This is a genomic window from Pseudenhygromyxa sp. WMMC2535 (assembly GCF_011083025.2).
In genome coordinates this window covers 6,059,105-6,082,972 of sequence record NZ_JABJWV010000001.1, presented here as the reverse complement: position 1 = coordinate 6,082,972, position 23,868 = coordinate 6,059,105, and the positions used below count along the sequence as shown (strand labels likewise).

The window sequence follows — 23,868 nt, the reverse complement described above, 5'->3', positions numbered from 1 at the left end:
CCATGCGTGTCCGCTACTTCGGTCATTCCGACGTTGGCAAGAAGCGCGCGCACAACGAGGACGCCTTCCTCGCCGACCCCGAGCTGGGCTTGTTCGTGGTCTGCGATGGCGTGGGAGGCCGCGCTCGGGGTGAGATTGCCAGCCGGGAAGCCGTCGACTTCATTTGGGACTGGATCAAGCGCGAGCAGTCAGAGCTCGACAAGCGCCTCGAAGAGATCCAGGGCAACCGCCAGGCCGAGGCCGCCGCCAAGCTCTGCCAACTCATGCGCGGCGCGATCCAAAACGCCACGTACATGGTGCACTCCCTCGGCCAGTTCAACCCCGACCAGCGGGGCATGAGCACCACGGCCTCGGCCTTCTACCTGTGCGGCAACCTGGGCATCGTCGGCCAGGTCGGCGACTCCCGCGTCTACCTCGCCCGCGATGGCAACATCTCGCAGCTCACCGAAGACCACACCCTGGTCAACTACCAGCTCAAGCACGGCCTGATCTCCCCGGAGGAGGCCAAGCGCTCCAGGGTCCGCAACGTGATCACCCGCGCCGTCGGCCACAAGGACTACGTCGAGGTCGACACCCTGCCCGTCCCGCTCTTCCCCCGCGACCGCATCTTGCTGTGCTCCGACGGTCTGCACGGCTACCTCAACGACGAGGCGCTCCAGCGGATCATGAGCCGCGACGTGCAAGAGGGCGTGCTCGAGGCGATCCGCTTCGCCAACGACCAGGGCGGCTCGGACAACATCACCGCGCTGCTGATCGAGCTGCTCGAGTAGCTCGCCTGCTCCTCCAGCACGCCCCCAGGCGTGCTCGCGCCCTGGCGTGGTGTATGGTGCGAACCATGGACCACTTCACCGGCCGCGCCAACGCCAAGACGGTCTCGATCCTCGCCCTCACCCGCGCCGAGTTCAAGCGCTGGAAGAAGGCCCAGGCCAAGGCCACGCAAAACTGGCTCGACGCCAGCAGCTTCGAAGCCGGCGCGGGCGCGACCATCGAGATCCCCGCCCGCGACGGCAGCGTGGCGCGGATCCTCCTGGGTCTGGGCAGCGGCAGCGACACCCCGCTGTGGTCCTACGCCGCCCTCCCCGGCCGGCTGCCCAAGGGCCGCTACCAGCTCGAGAACGAGCTCGACCCCGAGCAGGCCCACATCGCCTGCCTGGGCTGGGCGCTCGCGACCTACGACTTCGACCGCTACAAGACCAAGGGCCACAAGAAATTCCCCTCCCTGGTCTGGCCCAAGGGCGTCGACCGCAAGGCCGTCGAGCGCGAGCGCAACGCCGTGTTCTTGGCCCGCGACCTGATCAACACCCCCGCCGCCGACCTCGGCCCCGCCGAGCTCGCCGAGCAGGCCTCGACCGTCGCCCTCGAGCACGACGCCAGCGTGACCGTGACCACCGGCGAAGCGCTGATCGCCGAGGGCTACCCGGCGATCTACGCCGTCGGCAAGGGCAGCGTCCGCGAGCCGCGGCTGGTCGACATCCGCTGGGGCGACGAGGCCAACCCCAAGCTGACCCTGGTCGGCAAGGGCGTGGTCTTCGACACCGGCGGCCTCGACCTCAAGAGCGCCGCCGGCATGAAGCTGATGAAAAAAGACATGGGCGGCGCCGCGGCGATCCTCGCCATCGCCCAGATGATCATGGACGCCCAGCTGCCCGTGCGCCTGCGCGTGCTCCTGCCCATCGTCGAGAACGCGATCTCTGGCCACGCCTACCGACCCAGCGACGTGCTCGAGACCCGCAAGGGCATCACCGTCGAGGTCGGCAACACCGACGCCGAGGGCCGGCTGATCCTCTGCGACGCCCTGGCCGAGGCCCAGAGCGAGGACCCCGACCTGCTGATCGACTTCGCCACCCTCACCGGCGCCGCCCGGGTCGCCCTGGGCACCGAGCTGCCGGCGCTCTTCTCCACCGACGACGAGGTCGCCGCGGCGATCCTCGCGGCTGGCGAGGACTGCCACGACCCGATGTGGCGCATGCCCCTGTTCCGGCCCTACCGCCGCCACCTCGACAGCAAGATCGCCGACATCAACAACATCGCCAGCGTCGGCCAAGGTGGGGCGATCACGGCCGCGCTCTTCTTGCAGGAGTTCGTGGGCAAGAAGGTCGCCTGGGTGCACGTGGACACCATGGGCTACAACGTGCACGCGCGGCCGGGGCGGCCCGCGGGGGGCGAGGCCTTTGGCGTGCGGGCGATGTTCGAGATGCTCCGTCGGCGCTACGCCGGATCCTGATCGAGCCTGCTCGAGCCTGCTCGAGCCTGATCGATGGCCGCGGCGAAGGGCGCCGCGGCCACGGCCGCGTCCCAGCCCAGCTTCGGCCAGCGCGCGGCCGTCAGCGCGTGGATCAGCTTGAGCGTCCGAAAGCCGTCGAAGAGCTCCGGCAGCCGCCGCTCGAGCTGGCGCGCGTCGACCCGCGCCGCCAGCCGCTCGCCAGCGTCGAGACAGGCGCGCAGCTCGGTGATCTCCGGGTAAGCCTCGACCAGCGCCGCCAACCCAGCGCTCCCCTCCCCCGCCGCGAAGGTCTCCAGCGCCCGCTGGACCTCGGCGACCACGGCGAAGACCCGCGGATCGTAGACCCGCAGCGCCTCCCCGCGCAGCTGAGCCTCGACCGCGGGCCCGGTGCCAAAGGGCACCCGCGAGGATCGCCGCGCCTGGATCCGCACCGGCGCGCCGCTCAGGCTGCGCACCGAGCCGAGCTTGGCGAGCTTGTCGAGCAGGTAGAAGTCCTCGCCCGCCTCGCGCTTTGGGAACCCGCGCACCGCCGCGTAGGCCTGAGCGCGCACGCTGATCAGGCTGCCGATGGTGTGGTGGGCGAAGGCCGAACCCGCCCAGCGCAGGCCGGCCACGTAGTAGCGCAGGCTCTGCTCGTAGCGAGCCGTGGCCGCGTCGACGGCCGGCTCGCCGCCCGGTACGTGGACGAAGGGCGCGACCGCGGCGACGTCCCCGATATCCAGGGTCTCGGTGCGCTCGAAGTGCTCGGCGGGCAGGCGCGCGTCGGCGTCGGTGTTGTGGATCCAGGCCGAGCGCAGGCGGCCGACGGCCCACAGCGCCAAGAGCAGGTCCGCGCCGATCTTGCGGGCCAGGCCCACGCCCTCGCGCGGCCCAAAGGCCCGCTGGCCGCGGCAGCGATCGACGGCGAGGACCTCGAGCGCTCCCCAGCGATGCAGCGCGAGGATCCCCTCCGGCGAGCGCCAGCGCGGCGCCGTGGTCTCGAGGGCCGCGAGCAGAGCCTCGCCTGCGCGGCGGTCCTCCGGATCGTCCGCGCTGGCGTTGACCACCAGGACGCACAGACAGCGAGCCCTCGCCGCGGGCTCCGCCGCCGCTTCGAGGCAGCGCGGCGACTCGCGGCGCGCCGGGACCACCACGCCCTGCTGCCAATCGAGCGCGACCTCATTGCCTGCTGCGAGCAGCTCGACCAACGCCCGCGCTTCGGGCTCTGCGTGGGCACGCAGGTACTTTTGGATGGCTCGCTGCAAGGCGCTCGATCTCGCTCGTGGCGGACATAGCACGATCCCCTCGCGCTCGATATCGAACAGCACAAAGAGTCCGCGAGACTCGCGCGACACTGTGATAGATTTCGCGAATGTTCCCATACATCGTCGCAGGTATCTCGGCAGCGCTGGCCGTGATCATGGCAATCATCCTCGTCGTCCAGAGCGGCCAGCACGGCAAGGAAAAGTCCGCGGCGCAGCAGGCACAGCATAGAGCCGCCGAGGCCGAGGGTCGCCTCGCCGACCTCGAGCAGCAGCTCGTCCGCTATCGAGCGATCACCGACATCGAGGCGGTCCTCGCCCAGACCCGCGCGACCATCACCAGCGAGCGCCAGCGAGGCGAGCACGAGCTCGCGCAGCGCAGAGCCCAAGCCGAGGCCGACGCGGCCCAGATGCAGGCGCACCTCCAGCAGCTCGGCAACCAGCAAGGTCAGCTCGAGCACCAGCTCGCGTACATGCGCGCCGAGCTGTCCTATCTCGACGAGCGCGCGCTCTTCGAGGCCAACGGCCTCTACGAAAACCACTACGACTTCGACACCGCCGAGCAATACAAGGCGAGGCTCGATCGCCTCGTCGATCAGCAAAAGTCCATGGTCAAGGGCGAGCTCGCGGCGATCTGTCGGACCACCTGGACCGTGGAGGGCAGCGCGGCCAAGGGCGCCAAGATGACCAAGGATCAGCTCAAGCTGATGCTCCGCGCCTTCAACGGCGAGTGCGATGGGGCCCTGGCCAAGGTCAAATACAACAACATCGAGTCACTCGAGAAACGGATCACCCGCGCGTTCGCGGCGATCAACAAGCTCGGCGCCGTCAACCAGTACGAGATCACCGAGCCCTACTTCTCGCTCAAGCTCGAGGAGCTGCGCCTGGTCCACGAGTACAAGGAAAAGCTCCAGGCCGAGCGCGAGGAGCAGCGGATGATCCGCGAGCAGATGCGCGACGAGGAGCGGGCGCAAAAGGAGCTCGAGAAGGCGCAAAAGGACGCCGAAGGCGAGGAGCGCAAGCTCGAGGCGGCCATCGCCAAGGCGCAGCAGCAGGCCGAGGCGAGCGCGGGCAAGCGCCACGATCAGCTCGTCGCCAAGCTCGAGGCGCTCCAGGCCGAGCTCACCCAGGCCCTCGAGCGAAAGCAGCGCGCCATCTCTCGCGCCCAGCTCACGCGCAGCGGCCACGTCTACGTGATCTCGAACATCGGCTCCTTCGGCGAGCACGTCTACAAGATCGGCATGACCCGGCGGCTCGAGCCCCTCGATCGCGTCAAGGAGCTCGGCGACGCCTCCGTGCCCTTCCGCTTCGACGTGCACGCGATGATCTACACCGAGGACGCCCCGGCCCTCGAGGCCAAGCTCCACGCGCGCTTCTCCGAACGCCAGGTCAACCTCGTCAACTCGCGCAAGGAGTTCTTCGCGGTCGAGCTCGGCGAGATCGAGGCCGCGGTCCGCTCGCTCCACGGCGACATCAGCTTCGTCAAGACGGCCGCCGCCGAGGAGTTTCGCAAGTCTCAGGCCATGCGCGTCCGCCAGACTCGCGGCCCGCGGCCGAACCACGCGCCCGGAGAATTCGCCGCGACCGCGCTTCACTGAGCGACTCGCCATCGGCATCGCTCGGTCGACATCGAGTGGCCGACTGTCCTTCGGGACATGCCACGCGTCTGGCCCCCAGCTGGCCTCGCGGCCGTTTCGTCGCCAGCCTCGCCGGTGTTACACCGCCAGCATGTCGTCGCGTCGCTCGGGCTTGGTGGTTGCTGCCCTATGCTGTCCCTTCTGCCTGGCGTGCGCCGCCGAGCCCGACGACGTCGACGAGTTCACCGCGGACGCCCCCGCGGCCCTCGATCCCGACAGTCCAGCCACGGACGAAGCCCTCCGCGAGCTCGAGGCCGCCCGGCCGCCAGAGCAGGCCGCGGCCACGCCGGTCACCGACGACGACACGGACGCCCGGGCGATGCTGATCGGCGACTTCGACGGGGACGGCAGCGCGGACATCTTTCGCGCCGACTGGAACGGCAACGGCCGCCAGTACAACCTCGCCCTGCTCAGCCGCGAGACCAGCTGGGCGCGCTGGGCCGGGCCGCTGGCGATCCTCCTCGGCGGCGACACCCGCCAGCTCTACGTCGGCGACTTCGACGGCGACGGCAGCGATGACATCTTCCGCGCCGACCAGGGCGGCGACGGCAGCCAGTACAACATGTGGTTCTCCCCCGACGGCGCGGGCGGCTGGACGTGGCGCGCCGGCCCCGGGGTGATCCTCGGCGGCGACGACCGCCACCTCTACGTCGGCGACTTCAACGGCGACGGCCGCGACGATCTGCTCTTGGCCCACGACGAGAGCACGGATCAAAACCGCATCTACCTGTCCCAGGGCGACGGCGGCTGGACCACCTGGTCGAGCGGGCTGGGCTACTGGCTCGGCGGCGACGACCGCGAGGTGCTGATCGCCGACTTCGACGGCGACGGCGACGACGACATCCTGCGCGCCGACGGTGGCGGAGACGGCCGCGAGTACAACCGCCTGGCCCTGTCCAAGGGCAACGGCGGCTGGTCCGTGCACTTCAACTCGCCCCCGCGGATCTTGAAGGGCGGCAACCGGGCGCTCTACGTGGGAGACTTCGACGGCGACGGCGCGGCCGATCTCTTCCGCGCCGACTGGAACGGCGACGGCACGCAGTACAACGCGGCCATGCCCTCTCACGGCGACGGCAGCTGGGGCTACTGGGCCGGCATCGCCCTCGACATGGCGCCCGAGAGCCGCGCCCTGCACGTCGGCGACTTCGACGGCGACGGCCGCGACGACATCTTGCTCGCCGACTGGAGCGGCAACGGCCGCGACGACAACCGGGTGATCCGCTCGCTCGGCGGCGGCGCGTGGGGGATCTGGGAGCAGCCCAAGTGGTGGCTGGGCGGGAGCAATCGGGAGATCCACGTCGCCAACTTCGACCTCGACGGCCGCGCCGACATCCTGCGCGCGGACTGGAACGCCGACGGCAAGGCCTACAACCGCGTCGATCACTCGAAGGGCGACGGCTCGTGGACCCACGGCCCCAACCCGGCGATCTGGCTGGGCGGGAGCCAGGGCGTGGGCCTGCCCGAGATCCCGACGATCCTCCGCGCGGTCACCGGCTACGAAGACGGCGAGTACGTGGCCCCGCACGTGCCCCCGGTGCGGACCAGCAACGACGGACGGATCGCCACTTACCTCAAGCCCAACGGAGCCAACCGCAAGTTCGCGCTGATCACCCCGGAGGTCCTCGACGGTCACCTGGTCCACCAAGACCCCGGCGTGTCCGTGTTCTCCGACACCACGCTCACGGCCAACGCCGCCTTCGACGGCGACGCCAACGCCAACGGGCACCACCTGAGCCTGTGCGACGGCAGCTCGCCCCTCGCCGGCCTCGCCGGCCAGGACGATCTCGTCAACCCGCGCGCCTGCGGGCAGGACGACTGCTACGACCTGCACACGATCACCACCGTCGAGCTAGCGAACGATCAAAAGCAGGTCTGGGCCACGCCGATCACCGTGCGCGTCGCCAACCCCAAGACCGCCGCGGCGAGCATCACCTCGATCACCCCGGGCACCCCGGTGGCCGGGCCGATCTGGGACGTGAAGGAGGCCTTCGAGCCGATGTTCACCGCCGACGGGCGGCTGTTCGTGTTCCGCGTCGGCAACAGTAGCATCGACTGGATCGACGGCGAGGGGCAGCAGCGCACCGGCAGCTACGACATGGTCTACGCGGTGATGCCCGCCGACGCCGACCCCTGCGACGTCACCAAGCTCGACGGCCCCTACCCGATCTCCCACGCGCCCTTCCACCCCGGCCTCGGCGAGCGCTACGGCTTCGCCCGCTACCCCTTCCGCGATCCCGAGGGCAACCCGATCACCGATGGCGAGAAGATCCGCGGCACCTACCCGTGGATCGATCGCCACGGCCGCAACCTGTTCTTCCCGGCGATCGGCGCCACGCTCCACTACGTCCAGGACGGGACCACGCGCACGCGCTACACGGCGCGCTGCGTGCCCGGGGTCGAGTGCGAGCTGCCCCCGGCCACGCCCTCGAGCGTCGAGGACGCCGGAAGGACCCGCGGCGTGATCGCCATGGGCCTGTGGACCCGCGGCAAGATGGTCTTCCTCGACGGGGCTTTTGCCAACACCGACTACGGCCTCGGTCAGCAGGCCACGGACCACCGCGAGCTCCAGCTCTACGACCCCTTCTCGGCCGCGGCCGGCGACCAGAGCGGCTGGGTCCGCGTGGGCACCGGGCGCGACAACATCGGCGCCGAGCTGCCCACCCAAGGCGTCGCCAACACCACATTCATCGACTCGCTCGAGAACCTGCTCAACGAGTCGCCCGCGCTCGTCCCCGCGACGCCCCGCGACGTGGTCTGGACGCTCAACAGCGGCCGGGCGAGCGCCGACGTGGCCTTTGACGACTACCTGCACCTCGACGCCGTGATCGTCGCCGAGATGAACGCCTCGGCCACCCACGTCGATCCCAGCTACGCGCGCAACGGCGGGCTGATGCACTACCACGACGGCTTTCACGAGACCGGGAGCTTCGCGGGCACCGGCTTCGAGGAGGAGGTCAGGATCCAAAACGCGGCGACGACCACCGCCCGAGGCGTGCCCGCCTACGGCCTGGCCCACGGCAACGTCCGCGTCGAGCCGGCCGCCGTCGGCGGAGTCGTCGGCAAGGGCCTGTGGCTCGACGGCTACGCCGGGGTCAGCTTCGACTTGCCCGAGGCGATCACCGAGGACGCCTTCGTCTCGGTGTTCGTCGACCGCCGCCCGGACGGCGAGGGCCTGCGCCGGGTGCTGACCTTCCCCGGCGGCTCGGACCTGCTGCTCAGCCGCAACCGCGTGCGCTACCGCAGCGCCGGGGTCAACTACGACGCGACCTTGCCCACGGCGATCCTCGCCGAGGACCACCAGTGGACCCACCTCGCCGTGCAGCTCGCCGGCGACGGCTCGGAGGTCCAGGTGTGGATCGACGGCTTCCTGCGCGCGACCTTGAGCCCCGCTCCGCACACCCCGCTGAGCTCTGGCGAGCTGGTGCTCGGAGCCCTCGGCGGCGGCGGCACTGGCCTGCGCGGCTGGGTCGACGAGCTCGTGCTGATCGTCGACCGCCCCGACCCCGAGACGATCTGCAACCACGCCCACGGCACCTTGGTCGGCTTCCCTGCCAGCGCGACGGGGACCTGGGCCAATATCGCCGCGGCCTACCCGAGCGCGAGCCACGACGCGATCACGGCCCGCCTGAGCCAGGCCGGTGAGATCAGCTACGCCCGCTACGCCTGCTTCCACGACCGCGACCTCGACCACGGCATCCTCGCCGAGGACCCGCCCGCGGGGACCAGCTCCGTGCGCACCGCCCTGCTCTTCCCCGAGAGCCCGCTGGTCTGGAACAGCCCGCGACCCGACAGCTCGAGCAACGAATTTTGTCTCGACTGTCACGGCGTCGGCGAGCCCGAGGTGCTCTCGCTCGACGCGCTCACGCCGATCGCCACGCCCATGCAGCAAGATCCCCGCCGCCAGCCCATGCAACCATTGCGGCTGATTGGCGGGTGGGTTCCCGCAGATCACTTTGGGCCCGGGCTACCGGCCGCCGCGCACAGCAGCACCACCGGGCTGCTCGCGGATCAGTGGCTCTACCCTTGAGCGCAGCATTCGAAGGCTGAGCGTCGCTCACCGCCACATCACAGACCTGGCGGGGCCAGCCGAAGCCAGCCCAGGCGAGTCGAACTGCCGGTACGCGATCGACAGATTCGACGCCGTCAATCAAATCCACGATCCCGAGTTCGGGGTTGGGATACGCGACAGATTGCGTATAGATCCGGGCGCATGACCTCGAGGATCGAACGCATTCACCTCGCGGACGACGGGTCGGAGCACGCGACCTGGATGCTCCACTACGCCCTGCGCATGGCTCGGCAGCTGCCCGAGCCGCAGGTCCAGATCCTGCACGTGCGCGAGGCCGGCGAGGCGGATCCCGAGCCCCGACGCGAGCGCCTCCAGACCCTCGCCGCGCGCCACCAGGTCGAGCTTCGCTACCGCGAGCTCGCCCCGCGCGAGCGCATCTCCGCCTCGCTCGCGGACGCCCTGCGCCCCGGCCTCGAAGACATCGTGCTCGTGGGCTTTCGCGCCCACCGCCGCGGCCGCGGCCTCGCCTTCGGCACGGTCGGCCAGGCCCTGCTCGCGCGCCACGACCACAGCGTGCTCGCCATGCGGATCGTCGAGCCGGGGCTCATGGGTCTGCCCAAGGTCCTCGCCGCCGGACTCTCGGACTCCCCCGAGCTCTGCGCCCGGCTCGCGCCCGCCCTCGGGCTGTTCACCCCCGACCTCCACGAGCTGTGGCTGCTGCGGGTGCTCGAGGTCCAGCGTCGCTTCCTCGGACACCTCAGCTTCGAGCGCCTCTCGACCCTCGAGGGAGAGGCCCTCGCGCAGCTGACCCGCGACGTCGAGCAGCTGCGCGCCAGGCTCCCCGTCGAGCCGCCCCGCGTCGAGCGGCACGTGGCCGTCTCCGATCACTGGCCGAGCCAGCTGGTCATGAGCGCCCACCGCGTGCGCGCCCACCTGCTCTTGCTCGGCGCCAGCGACCACCTGCTCCCGGCTCGCTTCTCGCTCTCGAACCCCCTCGAGGCCGTGCTCCACAACGCCGCCTGCGACGTCGCGGTGTTCCGCAAGGGAGTCGGCTGAACCATGGACATGAACGAGAACCTGGAACCCGGGCGGATCCACAACGTCGAGACCGAGGCCGTGCTCGCCCTGCTGGGCAGCGGCCCCGGCGGCCTGTCGAGCGACGAGGCCCAGCGCCGCCTGCAGCAGGTCGGGCCCAACGTGCTCTCCGAGCCCGATCGCCACGCCTGGCTGCGCGCCCTCGGCCGCCAGCTGACAAACTTCTTCACCCTGCTGCTGATCGCCGCCGCGGCGATCTGCGTGGTCGCCCACCGAGCCGCGCCCGGCGAGGGCATGGACGTGATGGCCTGGGCTCTGGCTGGGGTCGCCGTGCTCAACGCGATCTTCAGCTTCATCCAGGAGTATCGGGCCGAGCGCGCGATGCAGGCCCTGCTGGCCTTCCTGCCCCAGCAGGTCACGGTCATGCGCGACGGCGGCGAGCACCGGATCCCCGCCGACGCCCTCGTCCCCGGCGACGTGATCAGCATCTCCGAGGGCGACCGCATCTCCGCCGACGCCCGGGTGATCTCCGGCGCCGGCCTGTCGCTCAACAACGCCCCGCTGACCGGCGAGTCCCGGGCCCAGACCTGCACCACCAAGCCGAGCCCGGCCGAGCGCCTGCTCGACGCCGACAACGTGGTCTTCGCCGGATGCAGCGTGCTGCGCGGCCGCGGCAAGGCGGTGGTGTTCGCAACCGGGCGGCGGACCGAGTTTGGCCGGATCGCGACCTTGTCCACCGAGGTCGAGCGCGCGCCCTCCCCCCTCGAGCGCGAGACGGCCCACATGGTCCGGGTGCTGACCGCGATCGCCGTGGGCATGGGCGTCAGCTTCTTCATCTACGGGATGGCCACAGGGCGCCCGCTGCTGATCAACTTGGTGTTCATGATGGGCATCATCGTGGCCAACGTGCCCGAGGGCCTGCTCCCGACCTTCACCCTGGCCCTGGCCATGGGCTCGGTCCGCATGGCCAGGCGCAAGGTCCTGGTCAAGGGCCTACCGGCCGTCGAGACGCTCGGCGCCGTCGAGGTCATCTGCACCGACAAGACTGGCACCCTCACCCGCAACTCGCTGCGCCTGACCGAGGTCTACGCGCCGCGCTGGCCTGGGCAACATGACGGGCCCGAGGGATTCGATGGCGCGAGTGGGGCCGGCGCGCTCGAGGTCCTCGAGGGCGAGGCCCTGACCGAGCTGCTCGCCGCCGCCTACCTGGCCAGCGAGACCCAGCGCATCGACGGCGAGCTGCGCGGCGACCCCCTCGACGTCGAGCTCGCGGTCAAACTCGAGGCCCAGGGCAGCGACCCCACCTCCGTCGACGCCGCGCGCGTGCAGCAGCTGCCCTTCGACGTCGACCTGCGCCGCGCCGCCGGCTGCTCGGCCAGCCAGTTCGCGGTCAAGGGCGCGTGGATGAGCCTGCGCCCGATGATCGTCCGCGCCGCCGGTCGAGCCTGCGACGTCGCCACCTTGGCCGAGGTCGACGCCCTCGTCACCTCCCTGACCCGCCGCGGCAAGCGGGTGATCGCCGTCGCCACGCGGGCCCTCGACGCCGACAGCGAGCATCCCAGCGCCGACGACGAGCTGCCCCGCGAGAGCCTCGAGCGCGAGCTCGAGCTGCGCGGCTTCTTGTGCCTCGAAGACCCCCTGCGCGACGAGGTCCCCCCGGCCGTCGCCGCGGCCCGGGGCGCCGGCATCGAGGTCGTGATGATCACCGGCGACCACCCCGAGACCGCCAGCGAGATCGCCCGCCAGGCCGGCCTCGTCCCCGCCGACGCCGACGCGGCCGAGGTCGCGCTGACCGGCCAGGCCCTCGAGCAGATGTCCAACGCGGCCGTCACCGATGCCTACCGCAGCGGCGTCCGCATCTTCGCGCGGACCACCCCGGCCCAGAAGATGAAGATCGTCCAGGTCCTCCAGAGCATGGGCAAGGTCGTGGCCATGACCGGCGACGGGGTCAACGACGCCCCGGCCCTGCGCGCCGCCGACATGGGCATCGCCATGGGCCTCCAGGGCACCGACGTCGCCCGCGAAGCCGCGCAGATCGTGCTCCTCGACGACAACTTCGCCAGCATCGTCGCTGGCATCGAAGAGGGCCGCACGGTGTTTGCGAACATCCGCAAATTCACAAACTACGTGCTCGTCTCCAACGGGCCGGAGATCCTGCCCTACCTGCTCTTCGTGCTCTTCCCCGTGCCCCTGGCGCTGACGGTGATCCAGATCCTCAGCATCGACCTGGGCACCGACATCGTCCCCTCCATGGCCCTCGGCCGCGAACCCCCGGAGCCCGGGGTCATGCAGCAGCCCCCGCGCGGCCACGAGACTCACCTGCTCAACTTCCGGCTCATCGCCCACAGCTACTTCTTCCTCGGCCTGCTCGAGGCCGCCTGGAGCCTGTCTGTGTTCGCCTACGTGATGTACGAGGGCGGCTGGCGCCTGGGCATGGACCTGCCGGCGAACGACGACCCGCTCTACCGCTCGGCGACCGGGGCCGCGCTCGCCACGATCTTGCTCATGCAGATCGGCAACCTGATCGGCCGGCGCTCCGAGACCCGCTCGGGCCTCGACGCCGGGCTGCTGCGCAACCCCCTGCTGGCCGTGGGGATCGTCGTGCAGGTCGTGTTCTCCTGGGCCGTGCTCCACTGGCCGCCGCTGCGCAGCGTGCTCGCCACGGGGCCGGTGGACGCCGAGGTCTATGGCCTGGCGTGGCTGGGCGTCCCGCTGATCTTCGGGGCCGACTGGCTGCGCAAGCAGATCAAAAAGCGCCGCCAGGCCGCGGGCGCGTAGCCCGAGGCCCATCGACGTTGGGTACACTGCTCGCGTTGCAGATCACCGCCAACACCACGGGGATGATCGCCGGGTCGACCGTGGCCGCCGACGCGGACGCGGTCGACCACTGCCTCGTGGTCGTCAAGGGCACCTTCTCGACCTCGCCCGAGGGCGCCCTTCGCCTGACCCGCGAGCAGCGCCCGCTGATCACCTGCGACGAGCACTACGGTGATCCGGCCAGCTCGGCGATCCGCTACGAGAGCGACTTTGCCCTGTTCAAGCCGCGCGTCGACGTCCTCGTCGTCGGCGAAGCCGTCGCCCCCGGCGGCCTCGCGCAGCCGCGGCTGCGCGTCGGCCTCGAGCTCCCCGGCACGACCAAGACCCTCGAGGTCGTCGGCGAGCGCAGCTGGGTCCGCGCCGCGGGGGCGCTCTTCCCCTCGAACCCCGTCCCCTTCACGCGCATGCCCCTGCGTTTCGACCGGGCCGTCGGCGGCCCCGACGAGCGCCGCAACCTGGTCGGCGTCGGCTACCACCCCGAGCGCCCGGCCGCCGAGCTCGAGGGCCTCCCGGTCCCCAACCTCGAGCGCCCCGGGCACCCGCTGTGCTCCCCGCGATCCAGCGACGAGCCCGTCGGCTTCGGCGTCGTCGGACGCAGCTGGGCCCAGCGACTGCGCTACGCCGGGACCTACGACCAACGCTGGCGAGACGAGCGCGCGCCCTACCTCCCCGCCGACTTCGATCCTCGCTACAACCAAAGCGCCCCCGAAGATCAACAGCTGGCCACCCTACGCGGCGGCGAGGAGCTTCGCTGCATCCACATGGCCGCCGAGCCGGTCGTCCGCTACCGCGTCCCCGAGCTTCGCGTCCCGGTCTGCTTTCGCTTCGTCGACGCCGACACCCACCGCGAGGCTCGCCTCGACACACTGATCCTCGAGCCCCACCTGGGCCAGGCGCAGCTGCTGTGGCGCTGCGCGGTGCCCCTGAGGCGACGGCCCTCGGACCTGCGGGAGATCCTGATCGGCGACCAGCCGCCTGCCGGGCCCATGGACAGGCAGGGCGGCAAGCCCAGGTTTCGCCGCCTCGGCGACGCCGTGCGAGCGCTGCGAGAGCGCAAGCGAGGAGCCAGCTGCTCATGAGCACGGTCAGCGTGACCGCCCTCGGCATGGCCTGCCCGCTCGGGCTCTCGGCCCTGGCCGCCTGCGCGGCCATCCGCGGCAACCTCAACCACCGCGAGGAGCTGCCCTACAGCCTCGCCGACGACGATCCTGTGATCGGCGCCGCCTTGCCCCTGATCCCGCCGCATACGCCCAGGCGCGCGCGCTGGATCGCCCTCGCGGCCGCGGCCTTGCGAGACACGCTCAAAGACCAGCTCGCGGCCCTGCCCGGCCTGCCCCTGCTGATCGCCCGCCCCGATCCGCGCTGCACCAGCCAGGAACTGTGCGCGCTCTTGTCCGCCGAGCTCGGCGTCCCCCTCTCCCCCGCGCGCGTCGGCATCGTCATCGGCGGCTCGAGCGTGGGCCTGCGCCTCGTCGCCCGCGCCCGCGAGCTCCTCGCAGAGGGCGGCGCCCAGGCCTGCGTGGTGCTGGCCGCCGACTCGCTGATCGAAGCTTCGACCTTACACACCCTCCACCGCGCGCGCCGGCTCGCCAGCAACCAAAACCCCGACGGCCTCCACCCCGGCGAGGCCGCCGCCTGCCTGCTCATTCAGCCGCACACGCGCCGCGCTTGGGGCCACGTCCTCGGTGTCGGCGCGAGCCAAGAGCCCGCGCGCCTCGACAACGACGCCCCCCTGCGCGCCGAGGGCCTCGCCCAGGCCAGCCTCGCCGCCCTGCGAGAGGCCGGCCTCGCCGCCCACCAGCTCGACTTTCGCGTCAGCGATGGAACGGGCGAGAGCTTCTATTTCAAGGAGCAGTCGCTGCTCCCGGCCAGGATCCTCCGCCAGCGCGTCGAGCAGCTCGAGCTGTGGACGCCCGCGCTCCAGCTATGCCACGTCGGCGCGGCCGCGGGGCTCTGCGACGCCGTGATCGCGCTGGTCGCCTTCGCCAAGCGCTACGCCCCGGGGCCGCGGGCGCTGGTCTGCGCGGGGGCCGACGATGGGGATCGGGCTGCGTTGGTGCTCGAGGCGGCGAGCTGAGCTCCGCGTCCCCAGCAGTCTCGAGCTCTTCTCGAACAGAGATCAGCGCGGCGGCCACTGGCGGGCGCCCTCGGGATCTCCGGGAGGGATCGGGTGACCGAAGAAGTAGCGCTTGCCTGGCTCGAAGGCGTGGCGCTGGGGGCTCGCCAGGAATTCTTCGAAGATCGCGGCGGCCGCCAAGGGCTTCACCCTCTGAGAGAAATTTCCCTTTTCATCTTCATAAAACGAGGAACAGTCAATTCCTGTCATCGCCTCGAATTTTTGTCGCATGTGACTATCAAACAGTTTTGGGCTCTCCGCCAGATCCCGAAGCCCCCTCTCGGCAATCCAAGCAGGGTCGATCGGTCGTCCCCGGAACAAAAAAGCACGATCACCATATCGCCGCTGAAGCTCCGTGCAACGCGCCATCACTAGCTCGAGGTAAGCGTCGGCAGCCTCGTCATCATCGCGCTCCGGCCCGGGAAACGCGTCGTGGACATCACCCCGCTCTTCTTCTAGCAAGCAGCCAAGACGTGGCGGGATATACATGGCGTCCTCGTCGACGAGATAGATTTTACGCCACTCCCTGACCAGGTGTGGGACCACATCCAGGCGCCCCCACGCATACAAAACGATCGACAAGCCCCAGCTGTAGTCAGAAGAGAGCCCTCCACGAGCATAGAGCTCGAGGACTCGCTCATTTATCGCATCCGTCCCCGCGTCTCCGAGAAGAGCCCCATAGACTGCCCGGCGTATCCAGTGATCATCACGATCGAATTTCTCGAGTAGCCCAGGCGTAGCGCCAAAATCTCCATTTTGGGCGGCCTGAATCGCTTCGCCGAGCACCTGCCATGCATCGAAGTCCTCCAACTCGAGGTCTTCCGCTACCATGGGGTAGGCAAAGTAGCACTTTTCATCTCGCCAGATCCGGTTGGGAAGCGTCAGCGTCATTTTCATGCCCTCCCCTTCAAGAGCGCTCGGCGACGCTCGAGTTCCTGGCCTGACCACCGATCGAGCGCCGAATCTACCACCTTGCAGTTCTTGCACTTCAGTGCATGCGCCTCGACGTTTTGGCCAGATGAGGGACACCCACCTGCGGCCCTTGGTGTCGTGTGATCGAGCTGCACAGACTTCCGAACTCGCTCGAGGTCCCAGCCATCGACCTTCAGAAGGTCCTCAATCGTCGAAAATGGACTCCCCATCACGACACGGGCCAACATCTTCTTGTTGCCAGGAACTCCCTTTTCAATACGAATACGAACCTTCGTCTTCTCGGAAAGACCTCCCACAATCGCCTCAGCCTCCTCGGGAGTCGTCACCCGATACACATCACAAGGCGGCGCCGACTTCGGCACAGCCTTCCCCGCGTTCGGGCAGCTCCCCCCTTCGCACGGGCTCCCCGCCAGCGCCTCCCGCCGCGCCTTCGCCACCGCCGACAGCCCGCCGTCCTCCCCCACCTCGTCCAACCGATAGTACTCCCGAAATCCATACGCCTCCCGCTTCACCCCCGGCGCAATCTCGGAGGGCAGCGCCGCCGCGCAGGCCTTCGACCAGCAGCAAGGGCAGCTCGCCGCCTTCCCCCCGGCGTCGTCCAGGGCCTCCAGCGCCATCTCCTCCATCAGCGCGAAAGGAGGCGTCGACCCCGGGTAGCTCCCGTGGTTGCTCGTCATCAGATCCAGGTGCCGCACCACCGGCTGGCCCTCGAAGCTCACGTTCATCGAGTGCCCGCAAAAGTACGCCTTGCCGGTGATCGTGTGTGAGAGCAGCGAGCCGCCCAGGCCCTTCGTCGCCGCCTCGTCTCCCAATGGCGAGCTCGCTAGATGGCTCCCCTTCACCCCCGCCGGCTTCCCCCCAATCTTCACCCGCTTGGTTCCCTGCTTCAGGTCTCGGCCATACGCGCTGTTTGGGTAGGGCACCGGCACCGGGCCCGCCGGCGGCGTCGGCGGGCTGTTGCAGACGTCCGGGAAGGCGCCGAGCAGCTTCCCCGATCCCGCCTCCGCGACGATCGCCATCTGGTTCGCAAACACCTGCTTGCCCATGTTCGCCGAGGCTAGCACGGCATCACCCCCAGTGGCGTACGCGGGACACCTTCGCGCCCGCGCCCGTGGTACCCAAGCAAGCATGGCGCCTCGCAAGATCACCCTCGAAGAGTCCGAGATCCCGACGCACTGGTACAACGTCGCCGCGGACATGCCCAACCCCACGCTGCCGCCGCTGAACCCGGCGACGCGCGAGCCGATCGGGCCGGACGCCCTCTCGCCGCTCTTCCCTGCCGCGCTGATCGAGCAGGAGGTCAGCAGCGAGCGCTTCATCGAGATCCCCGAGCGCGTCCGCGAACTCTACACGATCTGGCGCCCGACCCCGATGTTCCGCGCCCGCGGCCTCGAGCGCGCCCTCGATACGCCCGCGCGCATTTACTACAAGTACGAGGGCCTCAGCCCCGCCGGCTCTCACAAGCCGAACACCGCCGTGGCCCAGGCCTACTACAACGCCGAGCAGGGCGTGAAGCGGATCACCACCGAGACCGGCGCCGGCCAGTGGGGCAGCGCGCTGGCCTTTGCCTGCCAGCTCTTTGGGCTGGCCTGCGAGGTCTACATGGTCCGCATCAGCTACGATCAAAAGCCCTATCGCAAGCTGATGATGAACACCTGGGGCGCCGAGGTCATCCCCTCCCCCAGCGAGCGGACCGCGGCCGGGCGCCAGATCCTCGCCCAGGACCCCGACAGCCCCGGCAGCCTGGGCATCGCCATCTCCGAGGCGGTCGAGCGCGCCGCTGGCGACGAGGACACCAAGTACAACCTCGGCAGCGTGCTCAACCACGTGCTCCTCCACCAGACGGTGATCGGCCAAGAGGCCCTCGCGCAGCTCGAGAAGGCCGGCGAGGACCTCCCGGACGTCGTGATCGCGCCCTTCGGCGGCGGCTCCAATTTCGCCGGCCTGGCCTTCCCCTTCTTGCACCGCAAGCTGGCCGAGGGCGCCAAGCTGCGGGCGATCGCGGCCGAGCCCGCGAGCTGCCCCAAGCTGACCCGCGGCGTGTTTCGCTACGACTTTGGCGACAGCGTCGGGATGACGCCACTGCTGCCCATGTACACCCTGGGGCACACCTTCGTGCCAGCCAAGATCCACGCCGGCGGCCTGCGCTACCACGGCGCCGGCGCCCTGGTCAGCCAGCTGCTGCGCGACGAGATCGTCGAGGCGGTCGCCCTCGATCAGCTCGAGACCTTCGAGGCCGGGGTGCTCTTCGCCCGTAGCGAGGGCATCATCCCGGCGCCCGAGGCCAATCATGGCGTGGCCGTGGCCGTGCGCGAGGCCGTGGCCGCCAAGCAGGCCGGAGAGGCCCGCGTGATCGTGTTCAACCTCTGTGGGCACGGGCACTTCGACATGGCGGCCTACCAGGACTACTTCGCCGGCAAGCTCCACCGCCACGCGCTGAGCCAGGCCGAGATCGACGCGGCGATCGCCAAGATCGACACGCCCGAGGCCGGCTGAGACCGACTCGAGAATCAGCCGCGGCCCCCTCGGCTCACAGCCCAGCCGGCGGGCCAGACAGCGCGTCGACGATCTTCATGGTCATGGTGAGCGGCTCGCCATCGCGCTCGAACTTCAGCTCGAACTCGCCGCCCTCGGCCAGCCCCGAAAAGGCGGTGAGCGCCTGCTCGACACTGCCGAGCTCGTCGCCGCCGAGCGACACCAGCACGTCGCCATTTTGCATGCCGAGCAATGCGGGAAAGCTCCCCCGACGGATCCCCGAGAACTTGAAGCCGTGGACCTCGTCGCTCTCCAAGAAGGGGACGATGCGCGCCTGCCTGACGAGCTCGCTCGACAGCGCGCTGGACTCGTCCGTGAGCTCGGCGATCAGCCCACGGGTCAGCTCGCAGGTCCACTCGCTGGCCTCGCTCACACAGCGCACGCGCGACCCAAAGTCGCCGCTCTCCTCGTTGGCGGGGTCGGCCTCCGCGGGGTCGGCCTCGGCAGGATCGACCAACACCGGCTCCTCCGCTGGCGCGGGCGCGCCCTCGGCAGGATCGACCTGCGCCGGCTCCTCCGCTGGCGCGAGCGCACCCTCGGCCGCCCCCGCGTCACCGCTCGGCGCGGCCTTGGGATCGCGGCTACAGGCGCCGACGAGGGCGAGCAGGGCGACGCCCATCGCCTGGCTCATGCGGGTCGAATTGGCTCGTCCGAGGCTCATCGGCGCAGCTATAGCATGGCGCGACATCGCGCGTCAGCAGGCAGCGCGCCGCTCCCCCTGGGCACATCCACGAACTGCGGCCGCGCCATCTCGGCGGACGGGTTAGCGTGCGTCCGTGCGAGACGAGCCAGCACCCGAGCGCGAGCTGACCGACCCCGTGGCCCTCGTCGACGCCAAAGGCCGCCTCAACCCCGACGCCCTCGGCTTCACTCGCCAGCCGCTGCACGACACGAGCGGCCTGCGTCGAAGCTGGCGGGGGCTCGGCCGCAACAAGCGTTGGGAGTACTGGGCGGTGATGGCCCCCAGCCACGTGGTCGCCCTGACCGTCGCCGACCTCGACTACGCGGCCCTGCACAGCCTGTGGATCCTCGATCGCGCGAGCATGGAGGCGAGGGAGCACACGGCGCTGCGACCCTTTGGGCGGGGCACCGAGCTGCCCGCGAGCCTCGGCCGCGGCCCCGCTCGCGCGCGCAGCCGCGGGCTCGACATCGACATCGACACGCGCGCCGAGGGGACACGGCTGCGCGCCGAGGCAGGGGATCTATCCCTCGCCATCGAGGTCCCGCTCCCCGAGGGCCACGAGCGCCTCGGCGTGGTCGTGCCCTGGAGCCGCACCCGCTTTCAATACACGATCAAGGACGTCGCCCGGCCGGCGCAAGGCTGGCTGCGCGTCCGCGGCAAAGCACACGAGCTGCGCGACGGCCAGACCTGGGCCGTGCTCGACCACGGCCGCGGGCGCTGGCCCTATCGCCTGAATTGGAATTGGGGGGCCGGCAGCGGGCGCGTGGGCGAGCGCGTCATCGGTGTTCAGCTGGGCGGCAAATGGACCGTGGGCACGGGCGCGACCGAGAACGCCCTCGTCGTCGACGGGCGGCTGTCGAAGATCTCGGAGGAGTTCGAGTGGCGCTACGATCTCGACAACCCGCTGCGCCCCTGGCGGGTCTTCGGCGAGCGAGTCGAGCTGCGCTTCGAGCCGTTTTACGATCGCGCCGCGACCATCGACCTCGGGCTCTTCGCCTCGCGCCAACACCAGTGCTTTGGCACCTGGACCGGCGCGGTGATCGACGACGCCGGGGAGCGCGTCCGGGTCGACGGCGTCGAGGGCTGGGCTGAGGACGTCCGCAACCGCTGGTGAGCCGCCCGCGAGCGGCTCAGTGCAGCGCCGGGCGCAGCGCGAGGTCCTGGACCACCCTGCCCTCGAGCGCGAGCAGCTCCGCGACCCGAGCCTCGACCGCCTCCGCCCCGAAGAGCTCCCGGGCCAGGCGCAAGAACAGCCCGACGTGGCGCGCCTCGGAGCGCCATAGATCCTTGTAGAAGTCGGCCAGCTCGCCCGCGGGCAGGCCCTCGGCGACCAGCCCGAAGCGCTCGACACCCCGCGCCTCGACGACGCCCCCGAGCACCAAGCGATCGAGCAGGCGCGCGTCTCGGCCCGTCCGTACCCAGCGCGCCAGCGGCTCGACGTAGGGGTCCTTCTCGTCGGGGCGCAGGCTCAGGCCGCGGGCGGCGATCAGCCGGTAGACCTGGTGAAAGTGCTCGAGCTCCTCGCGGGCGAAGGCGATCATCGGCTCGAGCAGCAGCGGGCGGTCTGGGTAGCGGACGACGAAGGCCATGCCCGTGGCCGAGGCCTTGCGCTCGCAGGCGGCGTGGTCGATCAGAAAGTCGTCGAAGTTGGCGAGGACGGTCTCCAGCCAGGCGGGTGGCGTGGGGGTGGTGAGGGCGAGCACGGCGAACAGCGTAGAGCAGTGGTGGCTGCGAATCCACGCCGAGGCGCGCCCCAGCGACCCAAAGAGCAGACCCGAGCAAAGGCCCGAGGAATAGGCCCGAGGAATAGGCCCGCCGCGCCCAGGCGTCTCCTCCCCGTGCGCGCGCCAAACAAGCGGAGGATCGCGGCCCTGGTCACGCTCTCGGCCCTGGTCGTCGCGCTGGCGAGCGTCGCCTGGGCCTGGGCCAAAGACCGCGGGCAGGTCCGTCACCACGGCGCCCACGCCCTGCGCGAGCTGATCGGGCCGCCGGCGCCGACCCCCGCGCCGCTCGAGCTCGAGCTCGACGAGCGCCCTGCGACTGTCGACATGGACGCGCCGCGGATCCCCTACGCCGGCCCCGAGGCCCCGCCGCCGCCCCCTTCTCCGCGCCGCCCCCCCGATCTCGAGGGCGTGTCCTTCGTGCTGATCATGGGCGCCGACAACCGCCGCCCGGGGGTCACGGGGCGCACCGACACGATGATCGTCGCGGCCTTTCGCCACCGCGACGGCGCCGTCGCGGCCTTCTCCATCCCCCGGGACCTGTGGGTCGAGCTCCCCGATGTGCCGGGGCTGCGCGAGCAAGGTCGGACCCACGCGCGGATCAGCGCCGTGCTCCGCGTGGGCGAGGTCCGCGTGGCCAAGGGCCAGGGCATGGCCTTGCTGCGCCGCACCCTCGACGAGCAGTTCGGCGTGCGCGTCGATCGCTACGCCAGCGTCGATCTCCAGGGCTTCGTCGCCCTCGTCGACGAGCTCGGGGGCGTCGAGGTCGAAGTCGAGTGCCCGCTGATGGACTGCTTTTGGCTCGACGGCGCGGACCAGGCCTGCACGCTGGTCGACATCCCCGCCGGCGCGCAGACCATGGACGGGCCCACCGCCTTGGCCTACGCCCGCTCGCGCCACGGCACCGGCGACCGCGAGCGCATCCGCAGGCAGCAGGCGGTGTTGCTCGGCTTCGCCCGAGCGGCCCGCGTCCGCGGCCTGCGGGGGCTCCCGGCGCTGTGGCGCCGCGTCGAACCGCACCTGCGCACCGACATGAGCCCCGACGACGCGCTCTACTACGCGTCCTTCGCCCTCGAGGGCGGCCTCGAGGGCATCCGCGGGTTCTCGGTGTCCAGCGCCATGACCCAGCGCCACGTCACCGAGGACGGCAAGCACGTCATGCTCCTCGACCGCGCCGCCTTCGATGAAGCTCTGGCCGGCATCTTCGACGCCCCCTTGCCCGCGCTGCGCGAGCGCAAGCGCTGCCCCGCCCGCGACGCGGCGCTGACCTACGCGGACCGGGGCTGAGCAACACAAAAGGCCCCTCTCACGCGAGAGGGGCCCTTCGACCTGGCTCACCCGACTGGGTTCAGGGCAGGTTCGCGTTGCAGTCGACCTCGTTGACCCCCGCGGGGCTGCCGAGGTCGCCGTCGCCGTAGTCCGTGGTCGACCAGCACCAGTTGGCGGCGTCGTCGTTGGCGCTCGCGTCGATCATGCTCGGGTCGAGCTTCCAGGACACGCCGTTGTCGGTGGAGCCCTGGCCCTCGTAGAGCGCGGTCTCATCGAGGATCTCGGTGCTGTTGAGGATCACCGCCCGATCGTCGCCGCTGTTGTTGAAGGACGCGCCCGAGCCGTAGTAGGCGCCCGCCCCGACGCTGTAGCCCCAGCTGGCCTCGGGGCCCTTGCCCAGGATCACGTACTCGCCAGCGCCGAGCAGCAGCGTGCCCTGGACCTCGCCCTGGTTCCCCTCGTCGTAGTTCTCGTCCTGGATCCGCAGACCCATGAGATCGACCTCGGTGTCGGTGTTGTTGTAGATCTCCAGCCACTCGCAGTTGGAGTCGTCGCAGACGGCGGGGTCGTACATGATCTCGGTGATGATCAGGTCACCGGGGATCAGGTCGTCGACGCCAAAGCCGGCCGGGGGACCCTCGACGTAGCCCTCGAAGTCCGTGGCCATGCGCGGGGAGATCTTGAACGCCTCGTTGTTGTAGTTGACCGGGCCCTGGATGGCGGTGAAGGCCGCGCCCACGCCAAAGTTGGGGAACTCGGCCGCGCCGTCGGAGATCAGGCTGTAGAGGTAGTCGTCGATCAGCCCGAACGCGCTGCCGTCGTAGACCTCGAACTCGTCGAAGCCGGGCAGGTCGTTGACGTCGATCGGGTCGTTCTCGATGCGCACGTACACGCACTCCCAGGGCTCGCCCACGTCGACGGTGAGGTCGGCGAGGGTGACGAGATCGGGGGCCGGGGGCTCGATGGCGCCGACCTCGAGGACCTCGCCGGCGCTGGCGTTGATCTCGGTCAGGTCGTTGTACTCCTCGGTGATGCCGCTGATGTCGACGAGGTCGCCGATCTCGAGGCCGGTGATGTCCATGTCGTTGCCGACGTAGACCCACACACCGCTGTACTGACCGCCCGCCTCTTCCTGGGCGAAGAAGCCGTTGCTGCGCTTGCCGGTGACCCACACGCCCTCGACGAGGACGTCGGTGCCGGTCGCCACGGCGCCGTTTTGGATGTCGTAGATCGTGGTCCCGGCGGCCATCGTGTCGGTCTCGCCGGTCTCCCCCGTCTCGCCGGTCTCGCCCGTCTCCCCCGTGTCCGAGGTGTCCGAGGTGTCCGAGGTGTCCGAGGTGTCCGAGGTGTCCGTGGTGTCGGTCGAGTCGGTCGAATCCGTGGTGTCCGTCGAATCCGTGGAGTCCGTCGTCTCCGTCATCCCGACCTCGTCGTCGGAGCTGCTCTCGGAGTCGGTCTCGGAGTCGGTCTCGGTGCCCGAGCCCTCGCTGGTGGAGTCGTCGCTGCAGCCCAGGGCCAGGGCCAGGCTCGCGGACATGCAGATCGCGCTAATGCTTAGGTACTTCATGGCTCGCGCAAGCTACCCCCAATGTGTGGCCCCAGGAAACGGACCATCGGGGTACACTGCGGCTTCGCAGAGGCAACACAGC

The 23,868-nt window shown here is 70.2% G+C and carries 17 protein-coding genes; 11 read left to right on the top strand and 6 right to left on the bottom strand.

The annotated features are described in order from the left end of the window. Window positions 1-2: 2 nt before the first annotated feature. Entirely contained in the window at window positions 3-770 is a 768-nt protein-coding gene (locus tag G6O69_RS23540) for a protein phosphatase 2C domain-containing protein (protein ID WP_172305760.1), read from the top strand. Between the two features lie 65 nt (window positions 771-835). After that, a complete protein-coding gene (locus tag G6O69_RS23535) occupies window positions 836-2,224 on the top strand; it encodes a leucyl aminopeptidase family protein (RefSeq protein WP_172305759.1) in 1,389 nt (462 codons plus the stop codon). On the opposite strand, the gene G6O69_RS23530 is transcribed toward G6O69_RS23535, so the two are convergent. Continuing rightward, entirely contained in the window at window positions 2,209-3,468 is a 1,260-nt protein-coding gene (locus tag G6O69_RS23530; protein WP_172305758.1) for a hypothetical protein, read from the bottom strand. The genes G6O69_RS23535 and G6O69_RS23530 overlap by 16 nt on opposite strands. Before the next feature lie 107 nt (window positions 3,469-3,575). On the opposite strand from G6O69_RS23530, the gene G6O69_RS23525 reads away from it, so the two are divergent. The 6 genes from G6O69_RS23525 (at window position 3,576) to G6O69_RS23500 (ending at window position 15,040) form a co-directional block, all read left to right on the top strand. Next, window positions 3,576-5,063: a DUF4041 domain-containing protein gene (locus G6O69_RS23525; RefSeq protein ID WP_172305757.1), complete on the top strand. Its 1,488-nt coding sequence runs from the start codon at window positions 3,576-3,578 to the stop codon at window positions 5,061-5,063. 130 nt (window positions 5,064-5,193) lie between these two features. Beyond that, the gene (locus G6O69_RS23520; protein ID WP_172305756.1) at window positions 5,194-9,129 is read left to right on the top strand and encodes a VCBS repeat-containing protein; all 3,936 of its coding nucleotides are present in this window, start codon (window positions 5,194-5,196) and stop codon (window positions 9,127-9,129) included. Window positions 9,130-9,312: 183 nt separating this feature from the next. Beyond that, window positions 9,313-10,167, top strand: coding sequence for a universal stress protein (locus tag G6O69_RS23515; protein ID WP_172305755.1), 855 nt, complete (start codon window positions 9,313-9,315; stop codon window positions 10,165-10,167). A gap of 9 nt (window positions 10,168-10,176) precedes the next feature. Next, window positions 10,177-12,924, top strand: coding sequence for a cation-transporting P-type ATPase (locus tag G6O69_RS23510; RefSeq protein ID WP_172308314.1), 2,748 nt, complete (start codon window positions 10,177-10,179; stop codon window positions 12,922-12,924). A gap of 35 nt (window positions 12,925-12,959) precedes the next feature. Beyond that, the gene (locus G6O69_RS23505; protein WP_172305754.1) at window positions 12,960-14,042 is read left to right on the top strand and encodes a DUF2169 domain-containing protein; all 1,083 of its coding nucleotides are present in this window, start codon (window positions 12,960-12,962) and stop codon (window positions 14,040-14,042) included. Continuing rightward, window positions 14,039-15,040, top strand: a complete 1,002-nt coding sequence (locus tag G6O69_RS23500; RefSeq protein WP_172305753.1) for a hypothetical protein — start codon at window positions 14,039-14,041, stop codon at window positions 15,038-15,040. Before G6O69_RS23505 ends, G6O69_RS23500 begins: the two co-directional genes overlap by 4 nt. Window positions 15,041-15,082: 42 nt before the next feature. Here the strand turns inward: G6O69_RS23500 and G6O69_RS23495 are convergent, their stop codons facing one another. Both G6O69_RS23495 and G6O69_RS23490 read right to left on the bottom strand, forming a co-directional pair. Then, a complete protein-coding gene (locus G6O69_RS23495; RefSeq protein ID WP_172305752.1) occupies window positions 15,083-15,976 on the bottom strand; it encodes a hypothetical protein in 894 nt (297 codons plus the stop codon). After that, complete coding sequence (locus tag G6O69_RS23490) at window positions 15,973-17,058, bottom strand: DUF4150 domain-containing protein (RefSeq protein WP_172305751.1); 1,086 nt, start codon at window positions 17,056-17,058, stop codon at window positions 15,973-15,975. The genes G6O69_RS23495 and G6O69_RS23490 overlap by 4 nt, the downstream gene beginning before the upstream one ends. A gap of 82 nt (window positions 17,059-17,140) precedes the next feature. Here G6O69_RS23490 and G6O69_RS23485 point away from each other — a divergent pair, with 82 nt between their 5' ends. Then, window positions 17,141-18,508 carry a TrpB-like pyridoxal phosphate-dependent enzyme gene (locus G6O69_RS23485; protein WP_172305750.1) on the top strand — a complete coding sequence of 456 codons (1,368 nt, stop codon included), beginning with the start codon at window positions 17,141-17,143 and terminating at the stop codon, window positions 18,506-18,508. A 34-nt stretch (window positions 18,509-18,542) separates the two neighbouring features. Here G6O69_RS23485 and G6O69_RS23480 read toward each other — a convergent pair whose 3' ends face one another. Beyond that, window positions 18,543-19,208, bottom strand: a complete 666-nt coding sequence (locus G6O69_RS23480) for a hypothetical protein (protein ID WP_176397042.1) — start codon at window positions 19,206-19,208, stop codon at window positions 18,543-18,545. A 115-nt stretch (window positions 19,209-19,323) separates the two neighbouring features. Between G6O69_RS23480 and G6O69_RS23475 the strand changes: the two genes are divergently transcribed. Beyond that, window positions 19,324-20,343: a DUF2804 domain-containing protein gene (locus G6O69_RS23475; protein WP_172305749.1), complete on the top strand. Its 1,020-nt coding sequence runs from the start codon at window positions 19,324-19,326 to the stop codon at window positions 20,341-20,343. 16 nt (window positions 20,344-20,359) lie between these two features. On the opposite strand, the gene G6O69_RS23470 is transcribed toward G6O69_RS23475, so the two are convergent. Further along, window positions 20,360-20,932: a tRNA-(ms[2]io[6]A)-hydroxylase gene (locus G6O69_RS23470; RefSeq protein ID WP_172305748.1), complete on the bottom strand. Its 573-nt coding sequence runs from the start codon at window positions 20,930-20,932 to the stop codon at window positions 20,360-20,362. Between the two features lie 135 nt (window positions 20,933-21,067). Between G6O69_RS23470 and G6O69_RS23465 the strand changes: the two genes are divergently transcribed. Next, entirely contained in the window at window positions 21,068-22,237 is a 1,170-nt protein-coding gene (locus G6O69_RS23465) for an LCP family protein (protein ID WP_172305747.1), read from the top strand. Window positions 22,238-22,298: 61 nt separating this feature from the next. Here the strand turns inward: G6O69_RS23465 and G6O69_RS23460 are convergent, their stop codons facing one another. Then, complete coding sequence (locus G6O69_RS23460) at window positions 22,299-23,786, bottom strand: lamin tail domain-containing protein (protein WP_172305746.1); 1,488 nt, start codon at window positions 23,784-23,786, stop codon at window positions 22,299-22,301. Between the last annotated feature and the right edge of the window lie 82 nt (window positions 23,787-23,868).